Source organism: Marinobacter sp. MMG032, assembly GCF_040112695.1.
Lineage (GTDB): Bacteria > Pseudomonadota > Gammaproteobacteria > Pseudomonadales > Oleiphilaceae > Marinobacter > Marinobacter salsuginis.
Genome location: NZ_CP157802.1, coordinates 2,287,555 through 2,300,857, shown reverse-complemented (window position 1 = coordinate 2,300,857; position 13,303 = coordinate 2,287,555). Strand labels below are relative to the sequence as shown.

Annotated in this window: 14 protein-coding genes; 8 read left to right on the top strand and 6 right to left on the bottom strand. The window is 59.9% G+C overall.

What is annotated here, in order from left to right; translation table 11 throughout:
• The first annotated feature begins 6 nt into the window (after nt 1–6).
• The 5 genes from hemF to ABNF92_RS10630 all read left to right on the top strand — a co-directional run bounded on the left by hemF (nt 7) and on the right by ABNF92_RS10630 (nt 3,850).
• Complete coding sequence (gene hemF / locus ABNF92_RS10650; protein ID WP_349342117.1) at nt 7–933, top strand: oxygen-dependent coproporphyrinogen oxidase; 927 nt, start codon at nt 7–9, stop codon at nt 931–933.
• Entirely contained in the window at nt 926–1,753 is an 828-nt protein-coding gene (gene aroE / locus ABNF92_RS10645; RefSeq protein WP_136630989.1) for a shikimate dehydrogenase, read from the top strand. The genes hemF and aroE overlap by 8 nt, the downstream gene beginning before the upstream one ends.
• A 54-nt stretch (nt 1,754–1,807) precedes the next feature.
• Nucleotides 1,808–2,581, top strand: coding sequence for a MotA/TolQ/ExbB proton channel family protein (locus tag ABNF92_RS10640; protein WP_069182449.1), 774 nt, complete (start codon nt 1,808–1,810; stop codon nt 2,579–2,581).
• Nucleotides 2,582–2,585: 4 nt separating this feature from the next.
• On the top strand, nt 2,586–3,419 hold the full coding sequence (locus tag ABNF92_RS10635) for a flagellar motor protein MotB (protein WP_349342116.1): 834 nt from the start codon (nt 2,586–2,588) through the stop codon (nt 3,417–3,419).
• Nucleotides 3,420–3,532: 113 nt separating this feature from the next.
• A complete protein-coding gene (locus ABNF92_RS10630; RefSeq protein ID WP_349342115.1) occupies nt 3,533–3,850 on the top strand; it encodes a PA4642 family protein in 318 nt (105 codons plus the stop codon).
• Between the two features lie 41 nt (nt 3,851–3,891).
• Here ABNF92_RS10630 and ABNF92_RS10625 read toward each other — a convergent pair whose 3' ends face one another.
• From ABNF92_RS10625 to ABNF92_RS10605, 5 genes are all read right to left on the bottom strand, one after another.
• Complete coding sequence (locus ABNF92_RS10625) at nt 3,892–4,347, bottom strand: Hsp20/alpha crystallin family protein (protein WP_349342114.1); 456 nt, start codon at nt 4,345–4,347, stop codon at nt 3,892–3,894.
• A 190-nt stretch (nt 4,348–4,537) separates the two neighbouring features.
• Nucleotides 4,538–6,106 (bottom strand): sulfatase, encoded by a 1,569-nt coding sequence (locus ABNF92_RS10620; RefSeq protein ID WP_349342113.1) that lies wholly within the window; start codon nt 6,104–6,106, stop codon nt 4,538–4,540.
• Nucleotides 6,085–8,196 (bottom strand): glucans biosynthesis glucosyltransferase MdoH, encoded by a 2,112-nt coding sequence (mdoH, locus tag ABNF92_RS10615; protein WP_349342112.1) that lies wholly within the window; start codon nt 8,194–8,196, stop codon nt 6,085–6,087. The genes ABNF92_RS10620 and mdoH overlap by 22 nt, the downstream gene beginning before the upstream one ends.
• The gene (locus ABNF92_RS10610; RefSeq protein ID WP_349342111.1) at nt 8,189–8,434 is read right to left on the bottom strand and encodes a hypothetical protein; all 246 of its coding nucleotides are present in this window, start codon (nt 8,432–8,434) and stop codon (nt 8,189–8,191) included. The genes mdoH and ABNF92_RS10610 overlap by 8 nt, the downstream gene beginning before the upstream one ends.
• Before the next feature lie 69 nt (nt 8,435–8,503).
• A complete protein-coding gene (locus ABNF92_RS10605) occupies nt 8,504–9,040 on the bottom strand; it encodes a gamma carbonic anhydrase family protein (RefSeq protein WP_209399356.1) in 537 nt (178 codons plus the stop codon).
• Nucleotides 9,041–9,265: 225 nt separating this feature from the next.
• Here ABNF92_RS10605 and prlC point away from each other — a divergent pair, with 225 nt between their 5' ends.
• The 3 genes from prlC to ABNF92_RS10590 are packed head-to-tail and all read left to right on the top strand — an operon-like array spanning nt 9,266 to nt 11,854.
• Complete coding sequence (gene prlC / locus ABNF92_RS10600) at nt 9,266–11,311, top strand: oligopeptidase A (protein ID WP_349342110.1); 2,046 nt, start codon at nt 9,266–9,268, stop codon at nt 11,309–11,311.
• Between the two features lie 56 nt (nt 11,312–11,367).
• Nucleotides 11,368–11,622 carry a YheV family putative zinc ribbon protein gene (locus ABNF92_RS10595; RefSeq protein ID WP_291904997.1) on the top strand — a complete coding sequence of 85 codons (255 nt, stop codon included), beginning with the start codon at nt 11,368–11,370 and terminating at the stop codon, nt 11,620–11,622.
• A 40-nt stretch (nt 11,623–11,662) separates the two neighbouring features.
• A complete protein-coding gene (locus tag ABNF92_RS10590; protein ID WP_136630981.1) occupies nt 11,663–11,854 on the top strand; it encodes a hypothetical protein in 192 nt (63 codons plus the stop codon).
• An 88-nt stretch (nt 11,855–11,942) separates the two neighbouring features.
• Here ABNF92_RS10590 and ABNF92_RS10585 read toward each other — a convergent pair whose 3' ends face one another.
• Nucleotides 11,943–13,265 (bottom strand): Na+/H+ antiporter family protein, encoded by a 1,323-nt coding sequence (locus ABNF92_RS10585; RefSeq protein ID WP_349342109.1) that lies wholly within the window; start codon nt 13,263–13,265, stop codon nt 11,943–11,945.
• Nucleotides 13,266–13,303 lie beyond the last annotated feature (38 nt).

The window sequence follows — 13,303 nt, the reverse complement described above, 5'->3', positions numbered from 1 at the left end:
GCGTTTATGCCACAGCAACCCGATAGCCAGGCGGTAAAGCAGTATCTGCTGGGATTGCAGGAGTCGATCTGTAGCCGGCTGGAGGCCCTCGATGAGGGCGCATCTTTCATTCGGGATGCCTGGGACCGACCGGAGGGTGGCGGTGGTATCAGCCGTGTTATTACAGAGGGTCGCGTGTTCGAGAAAGGCGGTGTCAATTTTTCCCACGTGATGGGTGACACCATGCCGGCCTCCGCCACCGCCCACCGCCCGCATCTGGCCGGTGCTCCCTGGCAGGCCATGGGGGTGTCGTTGGTTATCCACCCCAACAACCCTTTTGTGCCTACGTCCCACGCCAACGTCCGGTTTTTCATCGCCACACCGAAGGGCAGTGAGCCAGTGTACTGGTTTGGTGGTGGCTACGACCTCACGCCTTACTACGGTTTCGAAGAAGACTGTGTGCACTGGCACCAGACAGCCCGTGACGCCTGCGAGCCGTTTGGAGAGGGCACCTACAAGCGCTTCAAGGATTGGTGCGATGATTACTTTTATCTGAAACACCGGGATGAACCCCGGGGTGTTGGTGGTCTGTTTTTTGATGACCACAACACAGGCGACTTCGAGCAGGATTTCGGCCTGATGAAAGCGGTAGGTGACAGCTATATTGAAGCCTACGAGCCCATTGTCCGGCGCCGCATGGACCACCCGTTCGGTGACCGCGAGCGGGACTTTCAGCTCTATCGTCGAGGACGGTACGTGGAATTCAATCTCGTCTATGACCGCGGTACGCTGTTTGGCCTGCAATCCGGCGGTCGGACGGAATCCATCCTGATGTCCCTGCCGCCCCTGGTGCGCTGGGATTACAACCGGACCGCGGAGCCTGGCTCGGAGGAAGCCCGACTAACCGACTATTTCCTGACCGGCCGGGACTGGCTGGAGGCGCAGCATGACTAACGATCTATACGCGGTGGTTGGCAACCCCATCAGCCACAGCAAATCGCCGAGGATTCACAGCCTGTTTGCCAGGGAGACCGGTGAGCCGGTTGAGTACACGGCGATACAGGCGCCGCGGGATGATTTCGCCGGTACCGTAAAACAGTTCTTCGAGCGGGGCGGGAAGGGCCTCAATGTGACCGTGCCTTTCAAGGAAGAAGCCTGGAAGCTGGCGGACCGTCGTACCGAGCGTGCCGAGAATGCCGGGGCCGCCAATACCCTGTACCTGGATGGTGATGGCGTGCTTGTCGCTGACAATACCGACGGGTGCGGTATTGTCCGTGACTTGCTCATAAACCACGGTGTCACCCTGAACGCAGCGCGGATTCTGGTGCTGGGTGCCGGAGGCGCCGTTCGGGGTGTTCTGGGTCCGATCCTGGCGGAGCATCCTGGCGCCATTACCATCGCCAACCGAACCGTTGCCAAGGCTGAGGCCCTGGTTGAACTGTTTACACCCGTGGCTGGCGAAACCAGGCTTTCTGCCTGCGGATTCGAACAGCCCTCTGAGCCGTTTGATTTGATCATCAACGGTACCAGCGCCAGCCTCCAGGGCGATTTGCCCCCGCTGTCACCGAAGGTGATTGCAGAGAAAACCGTGGTCTACGACATGATGTATTCTCTGCAGACCACCACCTTTAACCGGTGGGCACTTGAACAGGGCGCACAGATCGTTCACGACGGGCTTGGTATGCTGGTGGAGCAGGCAGCGGAATCGTTCCGGATCTGGCGCGGGGTGAGTCCTGCCACCCGCCCCGTCATCGATGAATTGCGTAACGACTGAGCCGCTGTGCCCGTGATGGGCTATGCTCATGGTCAACTTCCGTAGGGATTTTCGATGGACATTCTTACCCTTGTCGGGCTTGTCGCCGGTGTTCTTATCGTCATTCTGGCGATGCTGGCCAATGCCTCCTTCCTGACGTTCCTGAATCTTCCGGGGCTGGCCATCGTGTTGGGTGGCACCTTTGCGGTTACCCTGATCAAATTCCGCATGGCATCGGTGATGAGCGCTTTCCGGCTGGCCATGTCTGCTGCCTTTACCGACCGTATGGCGCGGCCAACGGAACTGATCCGGGAAGTGGGCTCGCTGGCCATGGTGGTGCGTAAGGAAGGCATTCTGGGCCTGGAGAACCACCAGACTGACAACGCGTTCCTTCAGAAGGCGATCAATCTGTGTGTCGACGGTCACCCGCCGGAACTGGTGGAAGAGGCGCTGGCCCAGGAAACTCAACAGACTGCCGAGCGGTACGAAGTGGCCGAGCGGGTGTTCCGGGGTATCGGTGAATCCGCCCCGGCCATTGGCATGCTGGGCACCCTGGTGGGCCTGGTACAGATGCTTAATACCCTGGATGACCCATCCTCCATTGGTCCGGCCATGGCGATCGCCCTGCTCACTACCCTTTACGGTGCGTTCATTGCCCAGCTGATTGCCCTGCCCCTGGCCGACAAGCTGCAACTGAAAGCCGAGGATGAGTCCCGGAACCAGATGCTAATCATCACGTCCATCAAGAACATCATGCGCGGCGAGAATCCCCGGGTGATGACCGAACTGCTGTCCTCGTTTGTCCACCCGGAACAGCGCACCGGCCTGGCGCCGGAGCGGGAGGCCTGAGGGTTTGGAACTGGTCCAGAAGAGAAACCGGAAGCGTTTGCAGAACCAGACGCCGGGCTGGATCGTTACCTTCGCCGATCTGGCCACCCTGCTGCTGACTTTTTTCATCCTGCTGCTGTCGTTTGCCGAAATGGACGTTGAGAAGTACCGTGCCATGGCGAATTCCATGGCGGTGGCTTTTGGCTCCAGCAACGTCCTGGCCGAGGATATCGGCGGCTCCCCACTGACCATGATCGAATCGGATTCCGTCTCCCTGCCCGAGCCCACCGAGTCCAAGACCCGGGAGCCCGAATTCATCGATGAGCGGGCCGAGGGGGCCGCGCCCACGCAGATTCCCGGTGGTGTGATTGATCTGGCCAGCCGGATGATCCGGGAGCTGGAATCGGAGGTGGCCTCCGAAGCGTTGAGTGTCAATTACGACCAGAACCAGGTGGTGATCCGCTTTTCCGAGGAGGCCACTTTTCGATCCGGTGATGCCGCCATCAAACCGGAAATGATCCCGATCATCGAACGGGTGGTGAACGTGCTGTCGGCGTGTACCGGCGATGTGTTGGTGTCCGGTTACACCGATGACCGGCCGATTTCCAGCGACCGCTACCGCTCCAACTGGGATCTTTCCGCGGCCCGTGCCGTGTCGGTAGTGCATGAGCTGGTGATGAACCGTCAGGTACCGGCTGAGCGGGTGGTTGCGGCCGGACGTGCCGAGACCAACCCGCTTGCGCCGAATGATACTCCGGAGAACCGGGCCCTGAACCGCAGGGTAGAAATTGCCATTCGAAATCCGGAATGCAGCGATGAGGTTCCCACTGGCGACCTGCCTGTCGAAATCATGCCCTGAGTCTTATAGCCGGTGCGTAGCTTCTCATGAGCAATCCATATAACTGTCCTGCTTTCAGGGCTTTATACTGTGCGCCCGATAACTGACTGGCACAGCAAAGCGAGAGAGCAACCATGAGTGGACCGGACAAGCCGAAAGTGATTGGCGAAGAATGGAGCGACGAGCGGGTGAGGAGTTTTCTGGATATCCGCCCCTGGGATGCTAACGAGAATGCTGATTACCATGCCCTGTTGAAAGCCTACCAGGCCATGCGGGCGGAAGACTTTGAACGCTTTATCGGGTTTTTCGTTGCCGAAAATCGGGATCTGAACGCCCCTGGTCCGGACGGAGAGACCATTCTGGACCTGATCTCCCGGCATCGGCGCAGTGTGGATTACGCCAGTGCCCTGAAAAAGGCCGGCGCCAGAACAACGACCGCAGCCGGAAACTGAACCCGGTGCGGCCGTCTGTCGCTGACTGAGATTTCCGGCGTTTACTGCACGTCGACCTCGATGGCCTTGGGCTCTTTGGGTTCGGCCTTCTGGAGCGTCAGGGTCAGCATGCCGTCCTTGAAGTTCGCCTTCACGCTGTTTTCATCAACGTTTTCCGGCAGCGTGAAGCGACGCAGGAAGCTACCGTAGAAACGCTCAATCCGGTGGTGCTTCTTGTTCTTGGTTTCATCTTCACTCTTGCGCTCACCCTGAATGCTCAGAACGCCCTCGTGCACTGTCACCTTCACGTCTTCCTTGGACATGCCCGGCAGCTCGGCCTCAATGGTGAAGGCTTCCGGAGTCTCCTTGATGTCTACGGCCGGAGCCCAGTCGCTGCGGCTGAACAGGTCCTTGCCTTCGCGCTCGCCGCCTGAGCGGGTCAAGCCGAACATGCGGTTATAGCGGTTCATCAGGTCTTCGAACTCATTGACCGGATTCCAGCGGGTAAGATTGCTCATAAGGCAGCCCTCCTTTTTTAAACGAAACGAATCTGAATAGTTGAGCATCAGCTTCGATCGCGGAACTGCTCCATGCCGGTGGCGCCAGCCGGATGGTTATCCGTGAACCTCTGCTATTTCCGAATGTAGGTGCATAGCGGATGTTTTCAAGGGTGAGGTTGATGGAATTTTGATCAGGGTCAAATCGGGTTCAGGGTTGACCGAAATGGCGGTGCAGAAAGGGGCGGAAACGGCTCATTGTGGCTCCGGGTGTTTCCGGATCGGGCCGGATACCGGGTCGAAATCCCGGCAGTTCACCGGACAAAAACGGTTCCACCAGTTTCGGGTCTGCACTGACGACATGAACAATGACATCGCGGCTGGCGTCCTCACCCGTGATCAGGGGGGCTGGCTGATGGTCACCCAGGATGATCATCAGCGCGTTCTGGCTCAGATAGTGGGCGGCAAAGCCTCCGGCAACCTCCAGGGCATAGGCAATGGCCTGTCCGTAATGATGGCGGACCCGGTCCGGGTCGCGCCATAGCGAAACCGGTGCCTCGCCAGCGCCTTTCCAGCGCTGGAACACCTCTCCGTTGCCAATGCTTTGCCAGTCATCAAGCACCGGCAGGATTGGAACCCAGGGCGCGTGGCTGCTGATCAGGGCAAGTTCAGCGAACAAAGGACCCTGATGGCTGTCGCGAATGGCCTGGAACCGGTGCCAGGTATATTGATCGGGCATGGTGACCCAGTTGAACGGGGGCCCCTGGTAATCCAGATCGTCGTGATCGTAGATCCGGTCGTAGCGAAACAGTCGTCCCTCGGGCCAGGCCCGGGTGATCGCCGGCATCACGGCCAGGGTTTTGTGTCCGGTACTTCGGAAGTCATCGATCAGGGTGGCGTAGCCGCTGCTGAGCAGGGTTTCGTAGGCAAGCTGGTTGTGAATCCACTGGCCACTGAGAACGGAAAGGTGGCCGAGCCAGGACTGGCCACCCTGGATTGGCGACTGCAGTCGGCCTGTGGCGACCGTGAGCCCCGCAGCGTCGAGCGACTGGCCCATCGCTTCGAGGCCCGGGCCGACCAGGGAGCGGTAGCGTTCGTCCGTAACAGTCGAGACGCCATAGGACTCAATAAACCCCAGAATCACATCCGTTTGCGCCAGCTTCGCCAGCGGTGAGGGTTGGCCCTGTCGACCGGGCCCGGCGTTCAGCTCTTTGGCAAAGTTTCGGGTGGTCTGGTGCGTGTGAGTGATCAGGGAGGCCTGATTGGCAACGAAGGCCAGCGCCGGGCTGCCAATCCACGGGGTTACGGCCCCGGCCAGGAACAGGCCGGATACCAGCCAGAGCGGTTTGCCAAGGCGAGCCGGAGAGTGCTGTGCCAGCCGTTCCAGTCCGTACCGAAACAGGCGACCCACCCCGGCAAGTAAGGCTGCCAGAATGATGAGGGCCAGCACCGCCAAACCGGCACCCAGGTTGGTATCCAGGAGGTTCCAGGCCGCGTCCAGCAGACCCAACTCCAGATAGAGGTTAAGACCACGGCCCAGACTTTCCCGCACCAGGGCATCCGCCAGGACAAGAAGAACCAGTAGTCCATAAAGAACAGCCAGTATCTGGCCGACGCGATACTTTTGCTCTGGCTTCCTGAGTCCGCAAATGAGGGCCCAGACGATCAGGGCCTCCAGAGAAAACCAGGGCGTGTCGCCGGGCAAAGCCAAGGAAGGCAAAAGGAATAATCCGTTCAGAAGCAGCAGCCAGACCAGTATCACGAAGCTGCCTCTGCCCATGTCAGGGCTGCTGGCTGGCGGGGCAAGGACACCGGTGCCGGAGGCCTTCGCTCAAGAGACCGGGCCATGCGGACCAGCACCTCCCGCCAGGGTGATTCGTGCGAGGCATGCCAGGCTCGCCAATGCAGCGCTTTCAGGGCTTCCGGATGGTTGCAGATCAGACTGAGTTCCCGGTGACTCAGGGCCTGTTTGCCTTCAATGGCGCAGCGATCAACCAGGCGCGCCAACGCCCGTGCCTTTTTACCGGTGGCTGGCAGTGCGTCATAGTCTGAAATCCCGGCAAAGACAGGCGACACAACCACCTGTTCAAACCAGCTCAAACGACCCGGATCATGGCTGAGTGGGCCGGTGGTCTCGGCCAGCTCAATCACTCGGGTGGTTTGCTCATCCTCTGGCACTTGCAGCCAGGTGCCCGAGCGTAGGGTTCGACCAAGCCAGTAGGCCAGAGCAGGTGCCAACAACACCGGTGCCATGACCGGCAGGGCCCAGGGCGTCAGCGTTGGCGCATGCCAGTGAATGAGGGTCAGGCCTGCCGCCGCCGAGGCGAGGAGCAGGCCATAGTGCCGGAGACTCAGCCCCGGACTGAGGCCGCCGGACCTGTTTTGCCCCTGCCAGCCCACGTTGAGATTCAGCACAGCCTGAACCACATGGAGCGTGTGAACCAGCATCCGGATGGGCGCCAGTGCCAGGGCCGCGAGTGTTTCGAGAAAGGTATTGGCACAGAGCCTGAACAGACCTCCGAATCTGGCAGTTCTTCCAGCCAACCAATGGTCCCCTACGGCCAGAAGTCGTGGCCCAAAGAGTAGCAGTGCGGTCACGGCGACAAGCAGTGCCCCTGCGCTTGAGCCCGCCTCCGTTGTGGCCATCACCCCCGGCAGTGCCGGCGTTGCTGACGGTCCGGCCAACGCCACAAATCCGGACAGGCCCAGGAAAACCAGCCAGAGTGGAGAAGCCAGGTAAGAGAGAATGCCGGTTACCAGGGCCATCCGTTGGGCCAGCCGTAGTTTGCCCATGGTTGCCAGCAGCCAGAGGTGCTGGAGATTGCCACGACACCACCTACGGTCGCGGATCAGGTCGTCTTCCAGGGTTGGCGGTGATTCCTCAAAACTGCCGGCGATGGCAGGTTCCAGCCACACTTCGTAGCCTGCCCGGCCCATCAGCGCAGCCTCAATAAAATCATGGCTGAGTACCGGCCCCCGGAACAGGCCCGGGCCCTGAAGCTTGCGCAGACCGCAGTGGGCCATGAACGGGGCTACCCTGATGATCGCATTGTGGCCCCAGTAGGTGGCCTCCCCCAGTTGAATGGCCGCCAGTCCTGCGCTGTAGAGCCTGCCATAGCAGCGGTTGGCAAACTGTTGCAGGCGGGCAAACCGGGTTTCTGCACGGGCCAGTCGGGGTGTGGTCTGGATAATCCCGGCCTCAGGCCGGGCCTCCATCAGCTGGATAAGCCGGGTAATGCAGTTGGCACTGAGCAGGCTGTCGGCGTCCAGAACGACCATGTAGCGGTAGCGGCGGCCCCATCGACGCAGGAAATCGGCAATATTGCCGCTCTTGTAGTTCAGGTTGACGTTGCGACGCCGGTAGAACAAATGTTGATAGGGGCCAAGCTCCCGACGAATTTGCTCGCAGGTTGCCTGTTCCTCGAGCCAGATGTCCGGGTCCCGACTGTCCGATAGCACGTAGAAATCCACGGCGCGGGCTTGTCCACGTTGCCCAAGGTCCTCGATGATTGCTTTCAAGCCACCGAGAGTATGTTGTACTGGTTCATGGCAGATGGGCATCACAACGGCAGTTGGGGCCGACAATAACTCCCTGGACCCTTCGGGCTCTACACGCCTGGAAAGGCTCCAGCCGTCCCCGCCGAAGCGCAGGGCGACGAACCCGAAAACCGCCGTCCAGAAACCCACCCCAATCCAGGCAAACAGAACCCCGAACACCGTCAACAGCGCCGCGATTGTTACGGAACCTGCCTGCTCCGGCACAGTCCGGGAAAACAGCAACATGCCCACCAGTGTCTGAGTGGCCACAAGGAAGACAAGCAGCAAGCGCCGCCGCAGGGCAACGGGGCGCCAGGAATCGGAGCTACTCACGGGGGTACCCGATACTGGCCCGGGTAATGGGTGGGAGATGAAGACCCTGTCTACGCCCGGGCAAGGCGAACCACTGAGGCATCAGCTCCAGCATTTGCTTGGTACTCAGAGCCCGGCGTCCAGCCCCTCGAGCCTGCAGCATGCTCTGCAACCGTGCCCGGGTTTCCGGACCGGTATCGTGGCCTGCCGCGCGCAGGTACAGCAAAGCTCTATTAAAGGGTTCGTCCGATGTGTCCACAGAGGCCTCCGCCATGCAGCAGGGTTACCCCGTTTCATACGGCTACGGGCTCACGTTCAGACCACTGGCTTACTGATCGTTAAGGTATTCATCCTTGAGGCGAACGTAATTGGCAGCGGTGTATTTGAAGAACCCCCGCTCCTTCTCGGTCAGCGCCCGGGCTTTCTTACAGGGTGATCCCACATAAAGGTGCCCGGATTCCAGGGTCTTGCCCGGCGGCACCAGACAGCCCGCTGCAACAATCACCTCGTCCTCCACCACGGCACCATCCATAATGATGCAGCCCATGCCGACCAGGACCCGGCTGCCAATGGTGCAGCCATGCAGCAGCGCCTTGTGACCCACCGTCACATCGTCGCCCAGGGTGAGCGGATAACCACCGGGGTTGTAGTCACTGGCGTGAGTAATATGCAGAACCGACCCATCCTGGATGCTGCACCGGTGCCCAATGCGGATCTTGTGCATGTCGCCACGCACCACGGTCATCGGCCAGATGGAAACATCATCGCCGGTTTCCACATCGCCAATCACCACGGCACTTGGATCTACCCATGCCCGTTCCCCAAAATGTGGCGTGATACCCTTGTGTGAACGTATATTCGTCATTACATAGTACCTGTTCAAGTGAAATTGAACGCGTATACCCGGAGGCCCGGGGCGCCTGTGGGAGAGGTCCTTCCAAAACTGTCTGTCGCCATGGATGGCGACAGTCAAGCGTCACATGGACGTGCCGCCAGGAGCGTGTTTTGGAAGGACCTCTCCCACAGGTGCCAGCCCCAGAGAATTAAGAAACCAAACTACCCAAGATTCGACGAACTGAGAAGGGGACCTATGAATAACCCGTTACTGACTGACGACCTGTTGCCGAAGTTCGACCATGTTCGCACCGAGCACATGGAAACGGCAATCGACCAGATTCTCAGTGAAAACCGGATGAAAATCAGCCAGCTTGCCGAGCAGGAAGATCCCACCTGGGAGACCCTCGCACAGCCCATGCAAGCGCTGGACGACAAACTGAGCAATGCCTGGTCCGTGATTTCCCACCTCAACGGTGTGATGAACAACGACGAGCTGCGCAAGGTTTACAAGAACTGCCTCGAAAAGCTCACCGAGTACAGCACCGAGGTGAGTCAGAACGCGGCCCTCTGCAACGCCTGGAAGAAGCTTGCCGAACGGGACGATTTCAAGGACCTGAACGAAGCCCAGCGTAAGGCCGTGGAAAACACCTTGCGGGATTTCCACCTCGGCGGTGTCGACCTTCCGGAAGACAAGAAAAAGCAGTATGCCGACTTGTCCCGGGAGCTGTCCGAGCTGTCCAACAAGTTCAGCGACAACGTCCTGGATGCCACCCAGCACTGGTACAAGCAGATCACTGACCCGGATGAACTAGCTGGCGTCCCCGAGACTGCCATCGAAAGCGCCAAGCAGACCGCCCGCCAGAAAGAGCTGGATGGCTATGTGATCACCCTGGATTTCCCCAGCTTTTACCCTGTGATGACCTACTGCGACAACCGGGAACTGCGCCGCGAAGTCTACGAGGCCTTTGTAACCCGTGCCTCTGACCAGGGCCCGGATGCCGGCCAGTGGGACAACACTCCGGTGATGGCGGAAATCCTCAAGCGCCGCCACGCCCAGGCCAAACTGCTCGGCTTCGACAACTACGCCGAGCGCTCCCTGGCCACCAAGATGGCCCGCAGCAGCGACGAGGTACTGGGCTTCCTGAACCAGCTGGCGGCCAAGTCCAAGCCCCAGGCCGAGAAAGAGTTTGCCGAGCTCAAAGCCTTTGCCAAGGACGAGTACGGCGTGGAAGACCTGCAGGCGTGGGACATCGGCTATTACAGCGAAAAGCTGCGCCAGAAGCGCTACGACATCTCCCCGGAAACCCTGCGCCCCTGGTTCCCGGTGAACAAAGTGGTGCCCGGCCTGTTCCGGGTGGCAGAGAAGCTCTTCGACGTACAGATCGAAGCGAAACCGGAAGTAGAAACCTGGCACGAGGACGCGACTGCCTACTGCATCAGCCGTAACGGCGAGCCCCTGGCCTGGTTCTATCTCGACCTCTATGCCCGCCAGGGCAAGCGTGGCGGTGCCTGGATGGCCGATTGCCGCGTGCGCTGGCGCAACCTCCGTGGCCAGCTCCAGCTGCCGGTAGCCTTCCTGACCTGTAACTTCACCCCGCCGGTGAATGGTAAGCCGTCGCTGCTCACCCATGACGAGGTTACCACCCTGTTCCACGAATTCGGCCATGGCCTGCACCACATGCTGACCCAGGTGGATGTGCTGGATGTCTCCGGCATCAACGGCGTGGCCTGGGATGCCGTCGAGCTGCCCAGCCAGTTCCTGGAAAACTGGTGCTGGAACCCGGAATCCCTGGCCCTGATCGCCTCGCACCACGAAACCGGCGAACCGCTTCCGGAAGACCTGCTCCAGAAACTGCTGGCGGCCAAGAACTTCCAGTCTGGCATGGGCATGGTGCGCCAGCTCGAGTTCTCCCTGTTCGACTTCCGCCTGCACGCGGAATTCACCGACGAAGCGCCGACCAACCCGCTGGACATGCATCGCAAGGTGCGCAGCGAGATCGCCGTGGTGGAAGCACCGGAATTCAACCGCTTCCCGAACGCCTTCTCGCACATCTTTGCCGGTGGCTATGCGGCGGGTTACTACAGCTACAAGTGGGCGGAAGTGCTGGCGGCCGATGCCTTCTCCCTGTTCGAGGAAAAAGGCATCTTCGACCCCGAAACCGGCAAGGCCTTCCTCCACAATATCCTGGAGAAAGGCGGCTCACAGGAGCCCATGGAACTGTTCAAGGCCTTCCGGGGTCGAGAACCGCAGGTGGATGCGCTGCTAAAACAAACCGGCATCACGGACGAAGCTGCCTGACCCAATCTGAGCCGGCAGTCGTAATGGCTGTCGGATGTTTTATCGGGAGTTTTACTATGGCGAGTCCAAAACGCTTTATCGCCGGCGCCGTTTGTCCCCGCTGCGCGGAGATGGACAAGATCATGATGTACACCACCGACGACGATGAGCAGATTCGCGAATGCGTCGCCTGTGGCTTCACCGATGCTATGTCGGACTCCGAGCAACCGACCAATCCGGAACTCGAAACGCGGGTGAACAAGCGCAAGAACGAGGACGATCACACGGTCAAGCAGGTCGTGTTCTTCAAGTCTTCGGCCGACGACGAGTAAGCTGTTCTTCCTAGCCTGCAGGTTTGCGGGCGGAGAGGCCATGGGAATGCTTTTCTTCTGGGGAAAAGCAACTCGCTTCGCTCAGACATCTTTTCCCCGCCAGAAAAGCACACCCACACCCTCTCTACCTGACTCAAGAGATATTTCTTTAGGACAAGGTCTTTTCAGCGATATCCGTGAGTTCTTATGTGAGGGGGCCGGATTATTTTTCCCGCCGGAAATTGATGTCTGAGCGCAGCGAGTTGCCATTTCCAAGGGAAAAATAATCCGGCCCCCTCGCAACTCCCCTCAACACGAAGGCTACAAAGCCACCTCCGAACTCAAAGAACCATAGCCGCCAACCACCCAAAGCCAAGCAATGGCAGGTTGTAGTGCAGGAACGTCGGCACCACGGTATCCCAGATGTGGTTGTGCTGGCCGTCGGCGTTTAGGCCGGCGGTGGGGCCGAGGGTGGAGTCGGAGGCCGGAGAGCCGGCATCACCTAGGGCGCCGGCGGTGCCGACCAGGGCCACGATGGCCAGGGGGCTGAACCCCAGCTGCAGTGCCAGGGGCACGTAAAGTGCGGCGATGATGGGGATGGTGGAGAAGGACGAGCCGATACCCATGGTGATCAGCAGACCTACCACCAGCATCAGCAGTGCGGCCATCGCCTTGTTCTCACCAATTACGCCCACGGAGCTGTCCACCAGGCTGGCGATTTCTCCGGTTTCCCGCATCACCTCGGCAAAACCAGACGCGGCGATCATGATGAAGCCGATCATGGCCAGCATTTTCATGCCCTCGGTGAACAGGTCATCGGCCTCTTTCCAGCGCACCACCCCGGACAGGTTGAACAGCACGAATCCGGCCAGGGCGCCGAGGATCATTGAGCCCAGCCAGAGCTGTACCACGAACGCGGTAACGATGGCCGCCAGGGCCATAATCAGGGTGCGCGGGCTGTAGCTGGTGTCCACCCGTTCAGCTTGGGTAATCGTTTCCAGGTTATAGGAGCGGCCACCGCGGTAGCTGAAAAAGACGGCAATCAGCAAACCGCAGAGCATGCCCAGAGCCGGCAGCGCCATGGCTTTCATGACGCTCATACCGGAGGCGTCGACGCCGTTGGCGTTGATCTTGGCGATCAGGATTTCGTTCAGGTAGATGCCGCCAAAGCCGACCGGCAGGAACATGTAGGGGGTGATCAGGCCGAAGGTCAGCACGCAGGCCACCAGGCGGCGGTCCATGTTCAATTTTGCCATCACGTACAATAGCGGCGGTACGACCAAGGGTATGAAGGCAATGTGGATCGGCAGGATGTTCTGGGACGAGATGGCAATGGCCAGCAGCAGGCCGATGATCAGAAAGCGCATGCCATTCACGGCGGCGCCTTCTTCCTGCCGTCCGACCAGTGCCAGGGCCTTGTCGGCCAGGGCGTGGGCCAGGCCGGATTTGCCGATGGCAACGGCGAAGGCACCGAGGGTGGCGTAGGACAGAGCCACGGTGGCACCGCCGCCCAGGCCATTATTGAAGGCTTCGATGGTGGCTTCCAGGGACATTCCGGCAATCAGGCCGCCGGATACGGCGCCGATGATCAGGGCAACAACAACGTGAATGCGGCACAAACTCAGGACGAGCATGATGGCAACCGCAGCTACAACGGCATTCATGGCAAAACTCCGGGTAGGAATTAATGGTTTCCCCGGCC

Bases quoted from the DNA above. Each gene is read 5' to 3' on its own strand.
- ABNF92_RS10620 (WP_349342113.1), bottom strand. From the start codon at position 6,106: ATGGGCAGAGGCAGCTTCGTGATACTGGTCTGGCTGCTGCTTCTGAAC.
- hemF (WP_349342117.1), top strand. From the start codon at position 7: ATGCCACAGCAACCCGATAGCCAGGCGGTAAAGCAGTATCTGCTGGGA.
- ABNF92_RS10595 (WP_291904997.1), top strand. From the start codon at position 11,368: ATGGCGAGTCCAAAACGCTTTATCGCCGGCGCCGTTTGTCCCCGCTGC.
- ABNF92_RS10605 (WP_209399356.1), bottom strand. From the start codon at position 9,040: ATGACGAATATACGTTCACACAAGGGTATCACGCCACATTTTGGGGAA.
- ABNF92_RS10585 (WP_349342109.1), bottom strand. From the start codon at position 13,265: ATGAATGCCGTTGTAGCTGCGGTTGCCATCATGCTCGTCCTGAGTTTG.
- ABNF92_RS10590 (WP_136630981.1), top strand. From the start codon at position 11,663: ATGGGAATGCTTTTCTTCTGGGGAAAAGCAACTCGCTTCGCTCAGACA.
- ABNF92_RS10640 (WP_069182449.1), top strand. From the start codon at position 1,808: ATGGACATTCTTACCCTTGTCGGGCTTGTCGCCGGTGTTCTTATCGTC.
- ABNF92_RS10630 (WP_349342115.1), top strand. From the start codon at position 3,533: ATGAGTGGACCGGACAAGCCGAAAGTGATTGGCGAAGAATGGAGCGAC.
- aroE (WP_136630989.1), top strand. From the start codon at position 926: ATGACTAACGATCTATACGCGGTGGTTGGCAACCCCATCAGCCACAGC.
- prlC (WP_349342110.1), top strand. From the start codon at position 9,266: ATGAATAACCCGTTACTGACTGACGACCTGTTGCCGAAGTTCGACCAT.
- ABNF92_RS10625 (WP_349342114.1), bottom strand. From the start codon at position 4,347: ATGAGCAATCTTACCCGCTGGAATCCGGTCAATGAGTTCGAAGACCTG.